The organism is Paenibacillus sp. MDV22-iso6, assembly GCF_058408365.1.
The window spans coordinates 949,713-970,216 of record NZ_JBZVDZ010000001.1; the positions used below are offsets into that span (position 1 = coordinate 949,713).

At 45.6% G+C, this 20,504-nt stretch carries 13 protein-coding genes; 11 read left to right on the top strand and 2 right to left on the bottom strand.

Going from position 1 to position 20,504, the window contains the following annotated elements; translation table 11 throughout:
* Positions 1-62: 62 nt before the first annotated feature.
* Both AC4PM4_RS04065 and AC4PM4_RS04070 read right to left on the bottom strand, forming a co-directional pair.
* Positions 63-407 carry a ribosomal L7/L12 family protein gene (locus tag AC4PM4_RS04065; protein ID WP_063563869.1) on the bottom strand — a complete coding sequence of 115 codons (345 nt, stop codon included), beginning with the start codon at positions 405-407 and terminating at the stop codon, positions 63-65.
* Between the two features lie 39 nt (positions 408-446).
* Positions 447-1,637 carry a cytochrome P450 family protein gene (locus AC4PM4_RS04070; RefSeq protein WP_491612816.1) on the bottom strand — a complete coding sequence of 397 codons (1,191 nt, stop codon included), beginning with the start codon at positions 1,635-1,637 and terminating at the stop codon, positions 447-449.
* Positions 1,638-2,209: 572 nt separating this feature from the next.
* Here AC4PM4_RS04070 and AC4PM4_RS04075 point away from each other — a divergent pair.
* From AC4PM4_RS04075 to AC4PM4_RS04125, 11 genes are all read left to right on the top strand, one after another.
* A complete protein-coding gene (locus tag AC4PM4_RS04075; RefSeq protein WP_491612817.1) occupies positions 2,210-3,310 on the top strand; it encodes an ATP-binding protein in 1,101 nt (366 codons plus the stop codon).
* Positions 3,298-5,700: a DUF5682 family protein gene (locus AC4PM4_RS04080; protein ID WP_090806475.1), complete on the top strand. Its 2,403-nt coding sequence runs from the start codon at positions 3,298-3,300 to the stop codon at positions 5,698-5,700. The genes AC4PM4_RS04075 and AC4PM4_RS04080 overlap by 13 nt, the downstream gene beginning before the upstream one ends.
* Before the next feature lie 23 nt (positions 5,701-5,723).
* The gene (locus AC4PM4_RS04085; RefSeq protein ID WP_256337929.1) at positions 5,724-6,875 is read left to right on the top strand and encodes a VWA domain-containing protein; all 1,152 of its coding nucleotides are present in this window, start codon (positions 5,724-5,726) and stop codon (positions 6,873-6,875) included.
* Between the two features lie 48 nt (positions 6,876-6,923).
* Positions 6,924-10,439: a DUF4132 domain-containing protein gene (locus tag AC4PM4_RS04090; RefSeq protein ID WP_491612818.1), complete on the top strand. Its 3,516-nt coding sequence runs from the start codon at positions 6,924-6,926 to the stop codon at positions 10,437-10,439.
* Positions 10,440-10,443: 4 nt separating this feature from the next.
* On the top strand, positions 10,444-12,171 hold the full coding sequence (locus AC4PM4_RS04095; RefSeq protein ID WP_491612819.1) for a hypothetical protein: 1,728 nt from the start codon (positions 10,444-10,446) through the stop codon (positions 12,169-12,171).
* A 7-nt stretch (positions 12,172-12,178) separates the two neighbouring features.
* A complete protein-coding gene (locus AC4PM4_RS04100; protein ID WP_491612820.1) occupies positions 12,179-12,436 on the top strand; it encodes a hypothetical protein in 258 nt (85 codons plus the stop codon).
* A 180-nt stretch (positions 12,437-12,616) separates the two neighbouring features.
* Positions 12,617-15,127, top strand: coding sequence for a WG repeat-containing protein (locus AC4PM4_RS04105; protein ID WP_491612821.1), 2,511 nt, complete (start codon positions 12,617-12,619; stop codon positions 15,125-15,127).
* A 65-nt stretch (positions 15,128-15,192) separates the two neighbouring features.
* Entirely contained in the window at positions 15,193-15,543 is a 351-nt protein-coding gene (locus AC4PM4_RS04110; RefSeq protein WP_491612822.1) for a hypothetical protein, read from the top strand.
* A 290-nt stretch (positions 15,544-15,833) separates the two neighbouring features.
* Positions 15,834-17,633, top strand: coding sequence for an ABC transporter ATP-binding protein (locus AC4PM4_RS04115; protein ID WP_491612823.1), 1,800 nt, complete (start codon positions 15,834-15,836; stop codon positions 17,631-17,633).
* The gene (locus AC4PM4_RS04120; RefSeq protein ID WP_491612824.1) at positions 17,630-19,372 is read left to right on the top strand and encodes an ABC transporter ATP-binding protein; all 1,743 of its coding nucleotides are present in this window, start codon (positions 17,630-17,632) and stop codon (positions 19,370-19,372) included. Before AC4PM4_RS04115 ends, AC4PM4_RS04120 begins: the two co-directional genes overlap by 4 nt.
* Before the next feature lie 59 nt (positions 19,373-19,431).
* On the top strand, positions 19,432-20,394 hold the full coding sequence (locus AC4PM4_RS04125; RefSeq protein WP_491612825.1) for an ABC transporter substrate-binding protein: 963 nt from the start codon (positions 19,432-19,434) through the stop codon (positions 20,392-20,394).
* Positions 20,395-20,504 lie beyond the last annotated feature (110 nt).

Here is a 20,504-nt window from a genome sequence, read left to right on the forward strand (position 1 = left end):
CATGAATCAACTGAAAGCAAAAACCTTTGCGGGGAGTTGGGAAGCCCATCTAAACTCACTTATTACAGGCGTTCAAGAGACTCAACATAATCTTTGGCATCTTTCAATGACAGGTTTCTCGCCTCACGAGCCTTTTTGATTGCAATTATTTTCTTGCCCTGTTGTGCAAGTGCCTGCAATTCTTTATCAAGTTCAGTCAGGTCAGCCTGTGCCGGTGGAAGTGGAGATACGTTCATTGCAGAATCGTTATAACTGAGAGGGGAGTGTGCGGTACTGCCTGAACCATTTTCCAGACGTTCAACATCCCTTTTCAATTCATTCAACTGTGTCTGCAAGCTGATGACGCGAACTAATAAGATAAGAATAAGAAATAAAAAAACGACTAAAACAATGGTGTTTATTTCCATGCAGTCAGGTGCCTCGCTTTCCTTGCTTCAAATACATATCTATTTAAGCTGTACCGGAATTTCCTTAACGCCTCGAACTATCATGCCGGGTCTCCATTCAAGTTCATTAACATCCGTCTGCAGCTGCATATCAGGAAAGCGGCGAAGCAGAGTATTAATGGCAATCTCGCCTTCCAGTCGCGCGAGAGGGGCTCCCAGACAGAGATGAATGCCTTTGCCAAAGGCCAAATGTGCGCTCTTCTCGCGAGTGATATCAAAAACATCGGCATCCTTAAATTTCGCTTCATCCCGATTGGCTGAATCCAGCGCTACAATAACAATTTCGCCTTCAGCGATGTGATGTCCATGAAATTCAATGTCCTCGGATGCCCAGCGGGATGTGCTGAACTCAACCGGTCCGTTATAACGCAGCATTTCTTCTACGGCGTTATGGATTAATTCAGGTTGCTTGATCAACAGGTCGCGTTGCTCCGGGTGCTCCAATAGAGCAAGTACACCATTACCGATCAGGTTAACGGTTGTTTCGTGTCCGGCGATGATCAGCAGAGCAACTACACCCAGCAGTTCCTTTTCAGTGAGTTGTTCTCCAGATTCTTCTGCTACAACGAGCTGGCTGATCAGATCGTCACCCGGCTGCTCGCGTACTTTGGCAAACCAAGCATTCAGGTAATCAATGAATTCCTTGGCATGCTTCTCAAACACTTCGGAATGCTCCGCACTTGTCGCATCGATGATGGAATTGGACCATAGACGGAATTTGTCCTGATCTTCAAGAGGTACACCCAGGATCTCGCTGATGACAATGATCGGTAATGGAAATGCAAACTCATCAATCAGATTCATCTTATCCTGGGAATTGAGATTATCCAGGAGATCGTCAGCAATATCTTGAATATGGCTTCTCATGCCCTCAATCAATCTTGGAGTAAAAGCCTTCTGTACGAGTCCACGTAACCGGCGATGATCAGGTGGATCGGAAAAAAGCATGTTATGCACGAATATATTTTGTTGATCGGGTCCATAACGTTTGACTACGTCCTTACTGAAACGGTTGTCTTTCAACACTTCCACTGCATCCTCATAGCGGCTAATAATCCAACCGAAATCACCATGAGGGAACAGGACTCTGTAAATAGGATCATTTTGTCTCAGCTTTTCGTATACGGGGTAAGGGTTCTGTGTAAATTGTTGAGTGAACAACTCAGACTGTGAAGTTTCATTAGTACTCAAATGGTTAATCTCCTCTCATCAAAAGCTCGTAATGTTACGCATCTTATCTAAGGGATCATATGTTAATTTCGGTGGCTTCATACGAAAAGCCTGCACCATCTATATATTCAATATTGGAGCGATTGAAACCTTGTTTTTGACTAACAATTGTGGTATGGAAGGCCTACTTATTTTAGATAGAATATCACATGGAATAAGGAATAAAATCAAAAAGAAATGAAGTAAAGACACAGATTACTTGGCTGTGTTTTTTTTTGTGCGATTGGACTTAAGCTGCTTGAACCATATTACGGAGCGTTTAATGAACTATAGGGACGTATGGCCTATAATATGAAGTTTTCTACTACAACAACGTGGATTCAACTTAGTTTTGAATGCAGTCGCCATAATGCAGCGATATAAGTAATTCACAATTATGCTACGAACTATGTCCACGGACTTATGAAGAATGCTGATAAGAAGGACGTTTCAACCATTTTTGATGATTTCTGCGTTCGTTCAAAGGCTGCTGTGATAAGATAAAGCTTAATAAGAACATACGATCTGTTTATGCGAGAGGAGAAACCTTGACGATGGAGATGCTTAAGCCGCCCGCCGAGACACTATATGAGACAGAATTAAGGGCACTGCGAGAAGAAGATACGGGAAAACGCCCTCCAAACTGGCTGCTGTCCCCTACATATGTGCGTGATTTTATTATTGGCAGGGATAAGCCAGCCATATTGGATGGAGAAGAGATCACGATTACGAGAAAATTTTATGGCAACGATGTGCTCATTGAACGTGCAGTAGTGACACTGGCAGGCAATCGTGGCTTGATGCTGGTAGGGGAGCCTGGGACAGCCAAGACTATGCTCAGTGAATTGCTAACCGCAGCCATTTCAGGTACCAGCCTAAACACAATTCAGGGTACGGCAGGTACAACCGAAGACATGATTAAATATTCCTGGAATTATGCCATGCTGCTGGATAAGGGCCCGTCCGAAGCCGCACTTGTGCCCTCACCTTTGTATAACGGAATGAAGAAAGGAATTCTTACTCGTTTTGAGGAGATTACACGTTGCCCCGCTGAAGCACAGGACAGCCTGATCAGTATTCTGAGTGACAAGGTAATGAGTATACCTGAGCTGGATGGTGGTGTGCTGTTTGCCAAACCAGGGTTTAACGTGATTGCTACGGCGAACATTCGTGATAAAGGTGTCAATGAAATGAGTGGTGCGCTGAAGCGCCGTTTCAATTTTGAGACGATCAAACCGATCAGCAGTGTGAAAATGGAAGCCAAGATTATTGAATCCCAGGCGCGAAGCCTATTATTACATAGCGGAATAGACACCGAGATTAATTCGGATGTGGTTGAATTGCTGGCCACGACATTTATGGAGCTTCGCACAGGAATGACGCGGGAAGGTTACAAGTTGGATACGCCCCAAGCGTCCATGAGTACGGCTGAAGCCGTATCTGTTTATGTACAGAGTGCAATGACTTCCTATTATTACGAAAACAAGGGAATCGCATTGGATCGGCTGGTGCAAAACATGTTGGGGACGATAGCGAAAGAAAGTGACAAGGATCTGTCCATCCTCAAAACCTACTTCTCCAAGGTCGTGAAGGAGCGGTCCAGAGAAGAGGGAATTTGGAAGGATTACTACGAGGAAAAGAAATGGATCGGTTAAGAGGAAAAGCGGATCTGGATGTTGCCCAGTTAAAGACGCTATTTGAGTCCCAGGTGTATAACCTGAACAACGGAACGCTTTATTTTCCCATACGCCATCATAGTCCAGCCTGTTCCTATCATTTGCTGCGATTGATTGAAGAATACAAGCCGGGCATCATTCTTATCGAAGGACCTGAGAGCGGCAATCCATTACTTCAAGTTCTGGCTGATGAGGCGACCATACCTCCTGTTAGTCTTTACTACACCTATGAGAGTGAAGAGGAGAGAGCGGCCTGTTATTATCCGATGCTTCGTTACTCTCCTGAATATGTAGCGCTCAAAGAAGCAGCTCGGCTGAGCATCCCTGCAACTTTTATTGACCTGGATTATCATCATTTCTCTAAGCCCAACAAGGCAGAACAGCGGGAGAGGTCCATTCAAGACGAGACTTTGCTCGCAGGGTCTGAGTTTATCCACCGTTTATGTCAGAAAACAAACTGCCGAAGTTTCGATGAATTGTGGGAGAACGTATTTGAGATTGGTGGTCTGGAGAAGTCAACACAGGCATTTGTACAGGATGTATTCACGTACTGTACCTTATCCCGGATGTGTTATTCAGCGGAGCGCTTGCACAGTACAGGTGATTTGGCAAGAGAAGCTCATATGAGAAGTCGTATTAAACAGGCTGGGCAAGAGCATGAACGTGTGCTTGTTATCACTGGCGGATTTCATACGTATGGACTGCTGATACCCGAGAATCATGGGACGGACTCAGAAGAGATGACGTTGCAAAAGCATACGAAGGCTCAGAATTCGGTGCATCAGCAGATGTATCCCATGGTCTACACGTTTGCCGAAGCGGATCGGCTGAATGGGTATGCAAGCGGCATGCCTTACGTGAATTATTACGAACAGATCTGGATCCAGCTGCTCCGGCAAAAGAGCTCCGTGTATAATTTGACCGCTTTGGACTTGTTATCACGACTAACCCGCAAGCTGAGGGAAGGACATGAACATGTATCAACCAGCGATGCTATTGAGGCGTACAGTATGGTTCAGGGCCTCGCAGGACTGAGAGGAAAAAGGGAAGGCGGAGTCTATGAGCTGATGGATGCAACACTTTCTTCCTTTGTTAAGGGTGAACTTACGTTAGCTTCAGACAAACCAATACAAGAACTGCACAGATTGCTAACCGGAGATGTCATTGGAAAAGTGGCTCCCAACCCATTCAGTATTCCGATCGTTGAGGATTTCAAAGAACGTTGTACAGAATCAAAACTTCAAATTCGTACTACAGGCCAACATAAGAAAATACTTGATTTATATGCCAAACCAGATCATCGTCGGCAAAGTCAATTGTTTCAATGTATGATCTATCTCGTTCCGGATTTCGCGAAGCGACAATCGGGCCCGGATTGGATTGCACAGCGCGACATGAACCTTGTTCGGGAGACGTGGGTATATACCTATTCATCCAGAATTGAGGCTCGATTAATCGAAAACTCGCTCTATGGAGGCACAATTCGGGAAGCCGCTACGCGCAAGATGGAAGAGGAAATGCAGGGAATACCGGATCATCACAGCGGTGACCTCGCCAAATCCATGCTTCAGGCTCTGCTCATGGGCCTGCAGGATACCGCAATGAAGCTGTATGAACAAGTGAAGTCAGCGCTCCGAAAGGATGGGAATTTCTTGTCGTTGTGCGGAAGTCTGCATATTTTGAATCGAATTCAGCAGCATCGCAGACTTCTTGGGTTGACTAAGGAACAGCAGCTCCTTAATCTCGTGTCCGAAGCCTATAACAATGCCGTGGACAAACTGATGCAGCTCTCAAGAACGAATCCGGATGAACATGAAGCGATTGTCCAGGGACTGAAGCTGCTTGCCATGCTGGCTGAATCGTCCGAAGAGCATTTCCAGGATGAACCATTCCGGGCACACCTGGATGAACTTCTGTCAGACAGCCAGCTTCCGGCACAGCTGGAGGGGGTATGTATTGCCATATCTTCAGGACTTGGCGACAGGTATAGAGAAGAGATCGTGGGTCGAGCACGTGCATACATCCGGGGATCGCAGGAACAGACCCGACAGACTGCACTTTATCTACAGGGCGTGTTCTCTGTAGCACGGGACGCATTTTTATATGAAGATCAGCTTTTATCAGAATTGAACTATATGATCGAGCAGCTTGATTATGAAGAGTTTATTCGTATGATCCCTGAACTTCGTTTGGCGTTTACTTACTTCACACCAATGGAGACAGGCCTGATTGCGGATCGGGTTGCGAGCTTGCATCAGGTAGAGAACGAAGAGATGTCATGGCCTTCCGTTGACGAGCGATTGCTGATCCAGACGAAAACATGGGATGAAGCCCTTCGGAAGGAGTTTGACGCATGGAAGCTGATCTGAATGAGCTCAATACAACCAAGGAAATGGTGAAAGACAATGCAGAGCTGAACCGGGCAGAAACCTTAAACCGTTGGCGCCTTATTCTAGGTGAATCCTCCGAAGAAGGACTGTCCAATGCAGATGACTACTCCCCTGATGATTTTAAATATACCGAAGTCGATGAGATTCTCGGATATCTGTATAATCGCGAATACGGTGAAGAGCAGGGTTACAGAAAAGGAGGAGGAAGGGGCCCCTCGGATCTAACCGTTCCCAAATGGTTGCATAAGGTCAGGGAACTGTTCCCGAAATCAACGGTAGAAATTCTGGAGAAACAGGCGCTTGACCGTTATGGCCTAACGGAATTGTTAACGGACAAAAAGCTGCTGGAATCCCTCGAACCCAATATGAACCTACTCAAGAACATTATGCAATTTAAAGGACGAATGAAAGGCGACGTATTAAAGAGCGCCAAGGAAATCGTACGAGTCGTGGTTGAAGATCTGCGACGCAAACTGGAATCTCAGACCAGAGCAAGCATTATGGGGAAACGCAGCCGTTATGCATCCAGTTCGGTGCGTTCCTTGCGCAATTTGAATTTCAAGCAGACGATTACCAAGAACTTGAAGAACTATGATAAAAACAATCGAAGATTTGTAATTGATCGTCTATATTTTGACGGGAATATCCAGTCTCACAACAAGTGGGACATCATCATTGGTGTGGATGAGAGCGGAAGCATGTTGGATTCAGTGATATACAGTTCGGTGATGGCCAGCATTTTCTATCGCCTGAATGCACTGCGAACGAAATTGTTCATTTTTGACACACAGGTTGTCGATTTGAGTGACAGGCTGGAAGATCCGGTAGATGTGCTTATGAATGTGCAGCTTGGCGGGGGAACGCATATTACCAAGGCACTCCGTTATGGTGAAACGTTAATCGAAAATCCTGGGAAAACGATATACATTCTCGTTAGTGATTTAGAGGAAGGTTACCCGATCCAGCACATGTATAAAGCATGTAAGGATATTCTGGATACGGGCTGCAAATTGCTTGTGCTGACCGCACTCGATTTTAACGGAGATACCGTGTACAACAAACATGCTGCGCAGACGTTATCCAATATGGGTGCACATGTAGCTGCGATTACGCCCAATGAATTGGCAGACTGGATTGGCGAAATTATTACTTAATGGTTATATACAAGATCATTTATAAACTTATTCAAGGAGGAATGTGTAATGTTAACCGCAGACCGTGCAGTAGAAGCTTTGGTGGAGAAGTTTGCAGAGGTGTGTTCCAATGAATATTCGTTGAAAACGGACCGGAGTTCGGAAATCATTGATTATGTGATGGGAACGACGGATAAGTTTCCTGATATGATGGGAGGTTCCAGCCATTATGCGTACCAGACGATAGAAGTACTCATGAAAATTGCCAAAAAAGATGACGGAGACATCTTTTTTCGAGCGGGAGCCATTGTAATTCATATGGAATCCAATTATTCCAGAAGAAATTCGTGGAGAACCGATGGTTTTACGCTCTGCCTTGGAAACGACTCGGAAGCTTATGGACTGAGTGGAAAGAGCAAAACCAATGATCGGATGGGCGGTTTGCTGTCCCGTTTGGAGAAAATCAATCGCTATGCTGGAGAGAAGGAAATTTTGGATGAATTAAAGAGCAGACTGAAGGGGAATTTCCATGATGTAATCAATGGAATGATACTCCTTCGACTCTATTCAGATCTCAATGATAGCCCTTCTCATCTTGCCCAGGTACAACAGTTCACTCAATCTCTGCCTGCATTATTTCAACACGTGATGACCCATGATACAAGTAAGCTGCGGAACGAATTGCGTACATTGATTGAGCCACTGGTGGTTTGCAATTTTCAAACAAAACATAACAAATCTGCATATGAATTAAATGATGAATTTCTCCGGGAGAAGCATAATCGGGTTATAGCTGAGAACTATTCGAATACTTCTCTTTCCAAAAAGGAGCAACTATCTTACAGTGAGTTCGACAAGACGATGATCCTTTTGAGCAATGCTTTGTTATATTTGGTTAACATCAGTGGCGGCAAACAACGTTTCCTTGAAAACAATAGTGAGACCGGTCTTATTTTGCTCGAAGCCATAAACCAATTACATGAGATCTATCCACTTGAAGTTCGGCGCTATTTGTTAAGTATGGATACAAGAACGAAAAATGCCAACGAATTGCTGTCAGGGCTGGTGCCCCTGGACGAGCCATATCAGCTCATCGAAATGTTGCGTAATGAACTCGAATCGTACACCATACCATGGCAATTTCTGCAATCAACGATTGTGAATGATCCGCAACAAGCGATTCGTGCATACCACATATTAAAACCCCCATTCCTTAAATTGTGTATTCAAAAAGTGCTGGAGGACCATGGAATCGCAGTGCCAGATGTGGATGAAACGGTTGAACAAGCCGTGTTTAGTGCGCTTCGACATCCATTAGATGGAGGCAGACAGGGAATTGCGATTGCACGATATTTGAACGGTGAAAGCTCCTTTGAAGAATACTGGGAAGATCCGAATAGTCGAGGACTGTTTAATAACCTGAATCGTGACAAAAGGCGTGTTCACAACTTGATCAGCATTAGTTTCCTGCCTTTGAATTCGGAGGCGATGCGTCGGTTCGTGATTCTAACCACGTATCCCGAGTGGACACTGGATATTGTTTCTGATATGTATCAATCTTACGCGTTTAGCGGTGAGAAGCTGTTGGAACTTTACGGCCAAGATCCAGAGGTAAAACAAGAGAAATTGCTGTCCAGTCTGATTTCTCTCAACGGTATGACCGATTATAAGTACAAATCGATGCCTCAGGATGAATATCGCCGGATCATTCAGCAAAATCTGGACTTTGCTCTGGGACAGTACAAGAAACTGCCCACGGACACGCGCATCTTAATTTTGGAAATCACCTTTGAACAACGTCACGACCTATCGACTAAACAGGTAGCTGAAGCGATTCGTGCCGGATTGCAGGATACATCCAAAAAGGCAAATGGAGTGGCGTTATCTGAATTCAATCGGATTCCTGACCAGGAGTTATATACGGCAATATACCGTTCGGAGAAAAAAACGGGTGTGAAAGAAATGGCTCTGAGCGCTATCCGCAGTTTGGATCGTAGCAAGGATATATATCTTGAGCTTCTGAAGGTTGAGAAGTCTGCCGAATGGAAGAACCTGATTCAAATTCTGCTGGATACCGCGGATCAAAGCCCAGAGTATGCTCATGCGGCACTTGCAGATCAGGCAGATGCCAAAAAGCTGACCAGACTAAGCTGGTTGTCCTTGAACGATCTTCCTTCTCTGATACGTTCAGAGGACAATCAACCATTAGATGATCGAATCAAGCAATATATCTTGGTGCAATCAATAGATCATACATCTGCGCCGAACGAAAGACTGAATGAACTACGTGAGTATGTAAGCGAGGAATCGCTCGCACGGTTTGCTAGCGAGCTGCTGCAGTTGTGGATTCAGGAGAGCGCTTCTGCGAAGGAGAAGTGGGTAATGTACCTCTCGGCACTCTTTGGCGATACTCAAATTGTGAATATATTGGCTCCCCAAATTAAGGAATGGACAGAAAACAGCCGAGGCGCCATTGCGGCTGATGCTGTAAAAGTACTGGCCTATCTTAAGGAACCTTCTGCTCTTATGGCGATTGACAAGATTAAACGCAGTGTGAAAAACCGCCAGGTTAAGGGTGCGGCTGAAGAAGCGTTGCAGCTGGCAGCGGAAAATTTGGGACTCTCCTCGGAACAATTGGAAGATCGACTCGTCACCACACTTGGTTTTGATAAGAATGGAACGATGCAGCTGAGCTACGGGGAGCGTTCATTCCTGATTAAAGTGAATGGAGATCTGCAAGTCGTTGTTGTAAATGAAGAAACGGGTAAATCTGTGAAGAGTCTACCTGCTCCTGCACAGAAAGACGATGCTGAACTTGCAGCACAATCTAAGGCGCGTTTCACACAATTGAAGAAGGATCTCAAAACAATGGTTAACATCCAGGCGCAACGTCTGGAAGAATCTTTGTCTAAACAACGTCTGTGGTCTGCTGATGAGTGGGAAACATTGTTTGTACAGAATGTAATTATGCAGAAATTTGCTGTAGGTCTGATATGGGGCACATATGAAGATGGTATGTTGGTCACCACGTTCCGTTATATGGAGGATGGAACGTTTAATACCGTCGATGAGGATGAATACGAGCTGCCTTCGGGATCTCTAGTGGGATTGATTCATCCACTCGAACTTGACCAATCTACGCTCGAAGGATGGAAAACGCAGCTGGAAGATTATGAGATCAAGCAGCCGTTTGAGCAGCTGAATCGTCAAATTCATGTGCCTGAGGATGAAGACAAAAATAAGGTTGAATATGACCGATTGCCGGAGTCGGATTTCTCTCCCACCGCATTCCCCAAAGCACTGGAGAAATATGGATGGATCAAAGGTCCAGCACAGGATGGCGGCTGGTATCATGAATTTTACAAAGAGTATGGAGATCTTATCGCAGAACTGCGCTTCAGTGGTACCAGCATTTCATATTATGAAGGATTGGAAGATATCACGCTGGAATCTCTGCACTTCTTTAAACCTGGCAGTCAGAAACATTACTATTATAGCGATCACAAGTCCATTGCTTTGGGTGAAATTGCAGGTCGTGTGTTCAGTGAGACGATCTATGATATTTTAAGAGCGTCAGGACGTTGATCACGTGAGTGGATTTGAACTGGAATTTCGGATGTTTTCGAAGCTGTGTACGGAGGATTATTTGATTCGACATGCCAACAAAGGGTTGTACAAACGGTCTCTGAAAGAGTTGGATAATGGTTTGACTGTGCAATACACTTGGAATGAAGCCTCTGTGAGTTGTCAGTTGAGTGATGGTACACATTGTACGCTTGAAAATACGCTGGATCATTGGCAGTGCTCCTGTCCGGCAGACAACATTTGCAAACATATACTGATTTCAATTTTATATTATCAACAGGAACATCAGACAGAAGATATATTAAATCAGGGTGAAGCGTCATCAGCAGAATTGGAACCTGAGTCTGGTCTGGTAACGGAGTCCCGCTTCCGCTGGATGGTGGAATCGGATCTTGCTCCTTTGATTAAATCGTATAGCTCTTCCTTGATTGAGGAGGTTCTGTTCCGATTAAGATATCCGGAGCAGATTGAAGTATTGGAAGATACTCTTCTAACGGTGCGTCTAGTGAAACAAGAAATAGAGGTTTCGTTTACAGAAGAAGCTAGTCTGGCTAAGGCCCTGTGCAAAGTAAAACAAACTGCCGGCAATATGGCCAAGCTTGAAGCATTATTACGGTATCGGATGCAACAAGGTTTGAATGATACGGAAGCCATAAGTGGAAGAGTCCATGATGCCACGTTTTCACTTCAAACGGTGCGGGAATGTCGTTCCATGCTGGCAGGCCTGCTAAAGACGGGACTTGCTCGTCTACCACAATCGTATATGGCTCAATTGGAGACACTGGCGATTGCGGCCCATAGTGGTCATCTTCCTGACGTTGAGCGGAGTTTACGCGGGATTCAGGGGGAAATGCAATTGTTTTTTAACCGACACGTACGGTTTTCCATGCAATCGATGCTTGATCGGGTAAGCAAGTTGTATCTTGCATTACAGGTGCTTGAACAAGAGAAGGTATCTGCATTCAAACAAAGTCAGCTCATTGGCAGTTTCCGAAGTAAATACTATACGGTTCCAGAGCTGCATCTGTATGGATTGGGTGCTGATGCATGGGAGACACGCTCCGGTTACCGTGGAATCACTTATTATTTCTATTGCTTTGATGATGCGGAGATCTATACGTACAGCGATGTGCGGGCCGTATACTATGAAGATAATCAGTTCTCATATACAGAGCATTATGGTTCCTTCACTCCATGGCTGCCCAATCTGACTTTTCGTCAATTTGCCGGGGAAGAGGTGCAGTTTCGCTCGGTCAAAGCAAATGAAGAGCATAGACTCTCCTCCGGGGAAGGTGCAAAACTTACGTTACTGCCCCGAACAGGAGTTGAAGAGGTGAATCTGGGCAAGTACATGCAAGATATACCCTCCGTACTCGCTGAGGATGCACGCTCATTTGAGTTGTTTTCCGTTCCGAAAGAACGACTGGCGATGCTCAAGGTTGCCCGGGTTGTAGAGCATCGCTTCGATAAGCAATCACAGGACTTTATTCTAACGATGGAGAGTGACCATGGGGAGACGTTGGATCTGACTCTTCCTTATTCAACGGAATGGGAGACCATGATCAAAAGGTTGGAGTCGGGTTATGGAACAGGAACACTCGAAAACTTTTATGCTTTCGTACGTATAGAGCAACAACGGATATACCCGATCAGCTTCCTGAAGGGTCCAACAGTGATCAGTCTGAAACTGGATACGGGTTATGGAAGGACGGGGAGAATTGGAAGACTATAGTCAGTTGATGCAGAAGATCAGCAGCTGGTCAGAAGAGCTGTTGCTTCGCGGAATATCCCAATTCACACTGAAAGATATTGAAGTATTGGAACAGCTAATCGTGAAGACCTTGAGGTTCCAAATGACTTTCCTTCGTGAAATATTGGAACACATGATCGAAGAGGGACGAAAAACCGCTTTGGGGAGCGGCGATGAGGAGCTTATGTTGCTTCATTATTGCCGCCTCACACAGTATGTACAGCTCAGCACTCAGGAATCATCCTGAACGGATTTACACATAAAGAATTGCAGAAGCATGAGCCTCTGCAATTCTTTTTATTTCATTTGAGTAAATTAGGTTTTTGAACCTCCAAAGTTAACGGTTATATTCGCTCAGATGTCATATCCCCGCTTATGATGCATACCCATACCATTAGGCGAATGCTGTCTTAAGGAGGAAACAGGCATGTCCATGAGCGAACCTCTGTTAACGCAAATTGTCAATCAACATATCCCGGCTGACGCGACTGTCGTCACCATTGATAAACCGGTCAAACATCCGGCCATTTATGCTTCAGATTTAACCGGAGACGGAATGCCGGAAATTGCTGCTGTATATGAGCAGGGCGGAGAATTGATGCTGCTAGTTCTGAAATTTTACCAAGGCCACTGGATCAAGATGTCTTTGACCAAAGGCCTGGGTTATGGTGTTACCTTGCTGACAGCGGCATCTGTGACATCCACGGCGAGGAACAATCTCATTGTCGGCTGGCAGATCGGTGCGATCTGGTCGAAGCTTGCTGTATACGATTGGACGGAATCAGGACTGACAGATCAGGCGCCAGAAGATTTGTATTATAGCCATGCGGAAATCATCGATATGCCAGGTCACCACGGCAGAGATGGCAAAGTAGAAATTGCACTCTGGATTCATGATACAGGTGAAGCTTATCGGGTCGAAATCATCCGCTGGCAGAATGGTAAATGGGTTCCCGCAACAGATGTATATCCGTATTACTTCCCTAAGGTAGTAAAGTATTACGAACAATTGGCAGAACAACATCCAGATTATATTTTCTATTGGTATTATCTTGCGGACGCTCAGTATAAAGCCGGATTATTTCCTGCTGCACTCGTTTCGGTCCAAAAAGCGCTAAGTTTCAGTGACCCCTACCCTTCACGGGAAGTTCTGCTTGAGCTGGAAAAGAAGATTAGGCAAGCCATAGGCACAGAGGTTCCGCGTGAAACGACGTGGTTATTTCCGATATCGGTCAGAACAACAACTGGAACCCGGTGGGGTTATATGGACGCCCAAGGTCGTATTCGTCTTGAACCGATACTTGACGATGCCCAAGACTTTCAACGAAATGGCCTGGCTGTCGTCGTAAAAGACGGGAAGACTGGCATCATCAATCTTAACGGGCAATTTGTCGTTCAACCTGTATACGATTCCATTAATTCTTTCACAGAAGGTCGGGCCATAGTCATTGATTCCCAAGGGTTCAAGATGATTGATGAACAAGGCGCAGTATTGACCAAACGGGCATATCCGTTTATTGCCGATGTGAAGGACGGCCGAGCGCTATTTTACCTTTCAGACAGCAGTCAGGCAGGCGGGGAAGTCAGTCGTTACGGTTATTTGGATACCTCTGGAAATGAGGTCATTCGGGCGCAGTTCGCTTCAGCGAACGATTTTCAGGATGGCAAGGCCGTTGTGCAGATCAAAGAAAATGAATATGCGTTAATTAACCGAAATGGTCAGCGGCTGGCGACGTATCCATATGCCTATGTAGGACCTCTGGGTGACGGATTACTTCCTTTTCAGAAAGAAGCATCGGGTAAATACGGTTATATCGACGAAAGTGGTCATGTCCGAATTCAGCCGAGCTTTACCTCGGCATTTCCGTTCAGTGGTGGGTACGCTATTGTGAATACAGCGGAGGATTACAACTCCATCTATGGCGTTATTAATACTCAGGGCACATTTACCATCCAACCCGCCTACAATGACATTCGAGATCTGGGAGAACATCGGCTGGCCTTGGGGCAAGCGATTGATCCCAAACAGTCTTTTATCGGATCGGTCTATGCAATTGCAGATGTCAATGGTAGGAAACTTTCGGATTTTGTATATACGGATGTATCGAATTACAAGGGAGGGCTGGCTTCAGCCACAAATGGAACACAAACGTTCTTTCTGGATCTAAATGGCCGACCTGCATCAGGATACCCCCGTGTTGAAGGCTCGGGCACACTCGAATTGGTAGCTCCCGATCTGATCAAGGCATATGTGGACCAGCGTGTATCCTATGTAAACCGAACCGGGCAGATCATCTGGCGCCAAAATACAATCGTTCCTCTTCACCCGCCTTATCGTGTACGGGAAGAGAAATATAAGCCAAACCCCGATTACCTCGTGTATTATCCGCAGGTGGAAGGGTTAACCGATCAAGCCGTTCAGCTTGCAGTAAACGCCAAGTTAAAGGCACTTTCCCAAGTGAAGCCAATCCCCGCGGATCAGAAGCTGGATTACACGTATACAGGGGATTTTGATATTACGTTCTACCAACAGCAATTGCTTCAACTCAAACTTACGGGTTATAACTACCCGGCTGGTGCAGCACACGGCATGCCAACGATGATCTATGCGATCATTAATCTGAGCAGTGGTCAGATGTATGAACTCAAGGATTTGTTTAAACCGAACAGTGATTATGTGAAGGTACTTAGCAAAATCGTAGGAGATCAGATCAAGAATGATCCGCAGTACTCTTATGTTTTTCCGGACACGTATGAAGGAATCAGCCCGGATCAGCCCTTTTTTGTCACAGCGGATGCACTGCACCTATATTTTAGCCCTTATGAAATCGCTCCTTATGTCGCGGGATTTCCGACATTTACAATTCCTTTTACGCAGATCAAGGATATCATTAATACAGAGGGTTCATTCTGGAAAGCTTTTCACGAGCAGCCGTAACCAATCCATGTCACCCCGTAACCTAATGCCTACGAATGGTGTTTAGATAGGGGAGGGGATTTGGATTGTTGCTGAATGCGGGTCACATATTTTTTCTACTGATTTTTATCACCTTTAGTCCATATGTATTCGCATTTTATACTGTAGTTGTAAGTCCAATTTCATGGCTTCTGCGTAAATATGTTCCTTTTGTTATTGCCAGGGTGTTTGTATATAGTGCTGGTTGCGGGTTATTAGGTTCATGGGTATTTGAGCAGATGTTCAGTGACTACATGATCGAGTCGTATTATCTGAACCGAGCGACTTCCATCTGGCTATTTGCTCTTGCGGGGGTGATTTACGCAATAGTAGAAAATAGGGTTTTGCAAAGGAATAAGGTGCGAGCAGAGAACATTGAAATTTCGAATAAAGTATGAGAACTATAAGGGTGGTTAGGATCTTTCAAAGAGATCAATTTTCTGCCCCGGATTATTCATAACGAAGTTAGCCAGTCTTCATCGGTAAGAGGCCATATGTTCCATATGGTCTTTTTATGTTTGCCTGAATTTTCATTTGAAATAAAACAGAATGATCCATTTATTATCCGTATAGAGGTATTATTGCTCCGTATTGAGGTAGTAGCTAATCAATGGGCTGTGAGATATTAATTGGGCGTATATAACACTGCGCGATATTGAGAATGATTATTAATGTCAGGAGGAGCGGGATGAACACCACATCTGAAGTATCCGGTTTAATGGAAGTAACCAAAGAGCGGAAAGGTTTGCTGATTACAGCAAGTATCTTCTCGATTTTATCGAGTCTGCTGCAAATAGTTCCATTTATCGGAGTGTATAAAATCGTCGAAGAACTGTTAATCCATGCTCGGGAGCCATCTGGCCTGGACAGGGATTTGCTGATGTATTGGGGATTCGTCTCTTTTGGAGCGCTGATCGCCGGACTTATTGCGCTTTATATTGGAGGCATGTGCTCGCATATCGCTGCGTTCAATATCCTGTACCAGCTCAGAGTAAAGCTTGCCGACCATGTGGCAAAAGTGCCGATGGGGTATCACACTCGAACTGCGACAGGTGAGCTGAAAAAAATCATTGAAGTCAGCGTTGAGAAAATAGAGAAGTTTATCGCGCATCAGCTTCCCGATCTCGTAAGTGCGATTGTCATTCCACTAGTGCTACTATGCTATTTGTTCTGGCTAGATTACCGTATGGTATTGGTCTTGCTAGTTCCCATGATTATCGGGTTCTGGCTGCAAAGCAGCATCTTCCGAAATGAGCGGGGGCGTCAGGCATATCGTGATTTTCAGCATGCGATTGAAGAAATGAACTCAACAGGGGTTGAATACGTAAGAGGAATGCCGGCGGTAAAAGTATTCGGTATTACAGCGGACTCGTTTCTCACCTTTAAACAGGCGGTGACACGTTATCGCGATATCTCGTTGAGAATAACCGATTTATGCAAGACGTCGTATGGCTTGTTTTTCATCATCATTATTTCGCTGGTTACCTTTATTGTTCCGATCGGCATTTTACTTTCCAGCGGAAACGCAGGCAATCAGTCTTTTGCGATCACCTTTATTCTATTTCTGATCATTACACCAAGTTTGACCGCGCCACTCTTGAAGCTGATGTATCTGGGCAGTGGCATGCGTGAGATCGTGGAAGGTCAGAATCGAATCAAGGCTGTATTTGCCGAATCGGTTGTACAGGAACCTCTCTCTCCGCAAGTGCCCGATACATATGAAGTGGCTTTTCGGCAGGTATCCTTTGCTTATGAACAAAAGGATAGCGTAGCGTTCAAACCTGTACTTCAAGAAGTTGATTTTGTAGCTAAAGCAGGAGAAATGACCGCATTGGTTGGACCTTCGGGTGGCGGAAAATCTACCATTGCCAATCTGCTTCTGCGTTTCTGGGACGTGCAGCAAGGCGAAATTACAATTGGCGGGGTTCCTATTCAGGAAATGGGGACAGAGAAGTTAATGGAGACGGTTTCGTTTGTATTCCAGGACGTACATCTGTTCTACGACACCATTGAGGAAAATATCCGCATGGGCAATACAGCTGCATCGCGGGATGATGTCATTGCTGCGGCTCGAACAGCTTGTTGTCATGAGTTTATTGAGAAGCTGGATGAGGGATATGACACCAAAATTGGAGAAGGTGGTACGTACCTGTCTGGTGGTGAAGCTCAACGGATTGCCATTGCGAGAGCTTTACTCAAGGATGCTCCCATTCTGGTATTGGATGAAGCGACAGCATATGCGGATGCAGAAAATGAACATAAGATCCAGCAAGGACTGGCCCAACTGGTTCAAGGGAAAACGGTTCTTATTATTGCTCATCGTCTAACAACGATTCGGTCAGCTGAACAGATACTGGTCATTCGCCAGGGTACCATTGTTGAGCGAGGTACACATGATCAATTACGCGAGGCAAACGGTTTGTATGAGAAGATGTGGCAGGCTCATATTCATGCAGCTTCGTGGAAGCTTGGAGGTGCGAAGCAATGAGGAACTATTTATACAATATATCGGGTGGTAACCCCCGCAGTCTGCTTCCCTCCATCATAGCCGCCATTCTGGACGGTATTGCTAAGATCGTTCCGGCTGCGCTGCTCGTTGATATTTTTAATACGATATACAAATCCTTCGCTGAACCGGATAAAGGACTGGACATCCAGCGAATGTGGGTGGTGTGCTGCATTCTGTTTGCATGGCTGTTGGTGGAATATGCGGCTTACTCTTCTCTCTATGATAAAACCTATCGGGAAGCATACAGCCTCGCCGCAACGGGACGTTTGAAGCTGGCTGAACATATTCGTCATCTGTCATTGGGTTTCTTCGGCAAAAGGGACCCGGGAGATCTGACCAATCTGATTCTGAGTGATTATGGACAGGTAGAGCATACGATCTCTCACAATCTGTCACAGCTCATCAGCGCAATTGTGCTGCCGGTGTTGGCTTTTGCTGGACTGCTGTTTGTAGATTGGCGAATGGCAGTGGCGATGTTCATCGCTGTTCCACTGGGGGTGGCCTTGTTATGGATGACAGACTCCATTCAGGCTCGCTTAAGCGAGAATCATGTGAGAGCCAAGAACGAAGCGGCCAGTCGGCTGCAAGAGTATTTAACGGGGATTCGTGAGATCAAAGCCCACAATATGGGCGGAGAACGATTTGAACGACTGCGTCGTTCTTTTGACGAGTTGAAGTCGGCATCCATTCGGTTGGAAGGCATTATGGGTCCGATGATTATGGGCGCGATGCTGCTTGCGCGTTCCGGCATGACGTGGATGATTTTGGCGGGGAGTTATTTGCTTGCTGGCGGTGAATTGACATTGCCGATATTTCTGCTGTTTTTGCTAGTCGGTACCAAAGTGTTTGAACCTCTGACCGTTGCGCTGATGAGTTATGGCGAGATGCGGTACTCCGCATATAGTGCACGGCGCATTATGGAAGTGCAGCAGGAGGCGCCGATGACAGGAACAGGAAGCGTACAACCTAATCAGGCCATTTCGTTTGACCGCGTAACCTTTGGTTATGATGATGAGCTGCCTGTGCTGAAGAATTTGTCGTTTACCATCCCTCCGCATACGATTACTGCACTTGTAGGGCCTTCCGGCAGTGGTAAAAGTACGGTTACCCGTCTCATTGCGCGTTTCTGGGATGTGCAGTCAGGTTCCATTACGATTGGCGGTCAGCCAATTAACCGTATGGACCCGGAGAAACTGTTGGAGGATATCTCTGTTGTCTTCCAGGACGTGTATCTGTTCCAAGATACGATTGGTAACAACATACGTGTAGGGAAGAAAGAGGCTACCCAGGCAGAGATCGAAGAAGCAGCACGCCGGGCTTGCTGTCATGAGTTTATCGCAAGTCTGCCTCAAGGATATGACACGTTAGTGGGAGAAGGAGGCTCGACGTTATCTGGTGGGGAAAAACAGCGTATATCGATTGCACGTGCCTTGTTGAAAAATGCATCCATCGTATTGCTGGACGAAGCTACGGCGTCACTCGACCCAGAAAATGAAGCCGCAGTTCAGCAAGCGATTAATGAGCTGGTCGCGAACAAAACGGTAATTCTAATCGCTCATCGTTTGAAAACGATCCAAAATGCGGATCAGATCCTTGTCCTGGATCAGGGCCAGCTTGTCGAACAAGGAACGCATGAGCAATTATTGCTAACATCAGGTATCTATTCGCGTCTGTGGCAATTACAGCTTGATGCCGAGGGATGGCAGGTAAAGGTATAGCGATGAACGCAGTCGTCCAAACCAGATAGATGAATTGACTCAAAAGGAGAATAATTTAAATGTTAAAACGAATTTATATATGGATTGCCCTATGCTCCATGCTGATGCTTACGGCTTGTGGAACGGATCAGACAAGCAGTCAGGAGGTTAGTTCGTCAGAGGGAACGGCGCAAGCGACAACGAAAGTCATCACCAATCCAAATGGAGAGGAAGTTACAATCCCCCTTAATCCGCAGCGGATTGTGGATCTGTCCGGCTCAACAGAGGAATTACTCATCGTTGGCAAAACGCCTGTCGCTACGACCAGCGCCGATTATGGGCAGCAGGATCAGATCACTCCACCCCTTAAAGACAAGTTGGATGCAAATACCGTGGTTCTGGGGTGGTTGGGCAGCAAATTCAGTATAGAAGCGGTGACTGCGTCGAACCCGGATCTGATCATTCTGGGAAAGGATTTTAATACAGATCAGTATGAAACCTTATCCTTAATTGCACCGACAATTGTTTTGCCATACTCGTATTATGATTGGAGAGAACGTCTGACGTTCCTGGCAGATACGTTCGGAGAAGAAACCAAAAAGGATGAGTTCCTGGCTAAATATGATGCAAAGTCGGCTGAGTGGAAGCAAAAACTTGAATCGGCTGTGAACGGTGAATCTTTTGCGGTCATCGAAACCTATCCTAACAATCTGGTGATCTATTCGAATAAAGGTGCGGCAGAGATGTTGTACGGCGAGTGGGGCCTAAAACGTACAGAAGGTATTCCTGAGCCCGAAGGCTGGGGTGGCAAACAGATTAGTATAGAGGCGCTAATCTCCGTCAATCCGGACCAGCTGGTGCTGATGGAGAATAGCGAGAACAAAATGGAAGACAGCAAGGTGTGGAATAACATGAATGCCGTCAAGGATGGGAAGATTTATAAAATCTCCAGTGTAGATAACTACAATTATTCTTATACGGCTATGGGACGGATGGAGCTTATGGATCGTTTGGGTAACATGATTTTGGAAGGACAAAAGTAATTCTGAACAGAAATATAACGAAAGATTAAAAAGTTAAACGGTTCGCCATGGATAGGCTTCTCAACAAAAGTTGAGGGGCCTATCTTCATTCCTTGAAAAGGATGATTAAG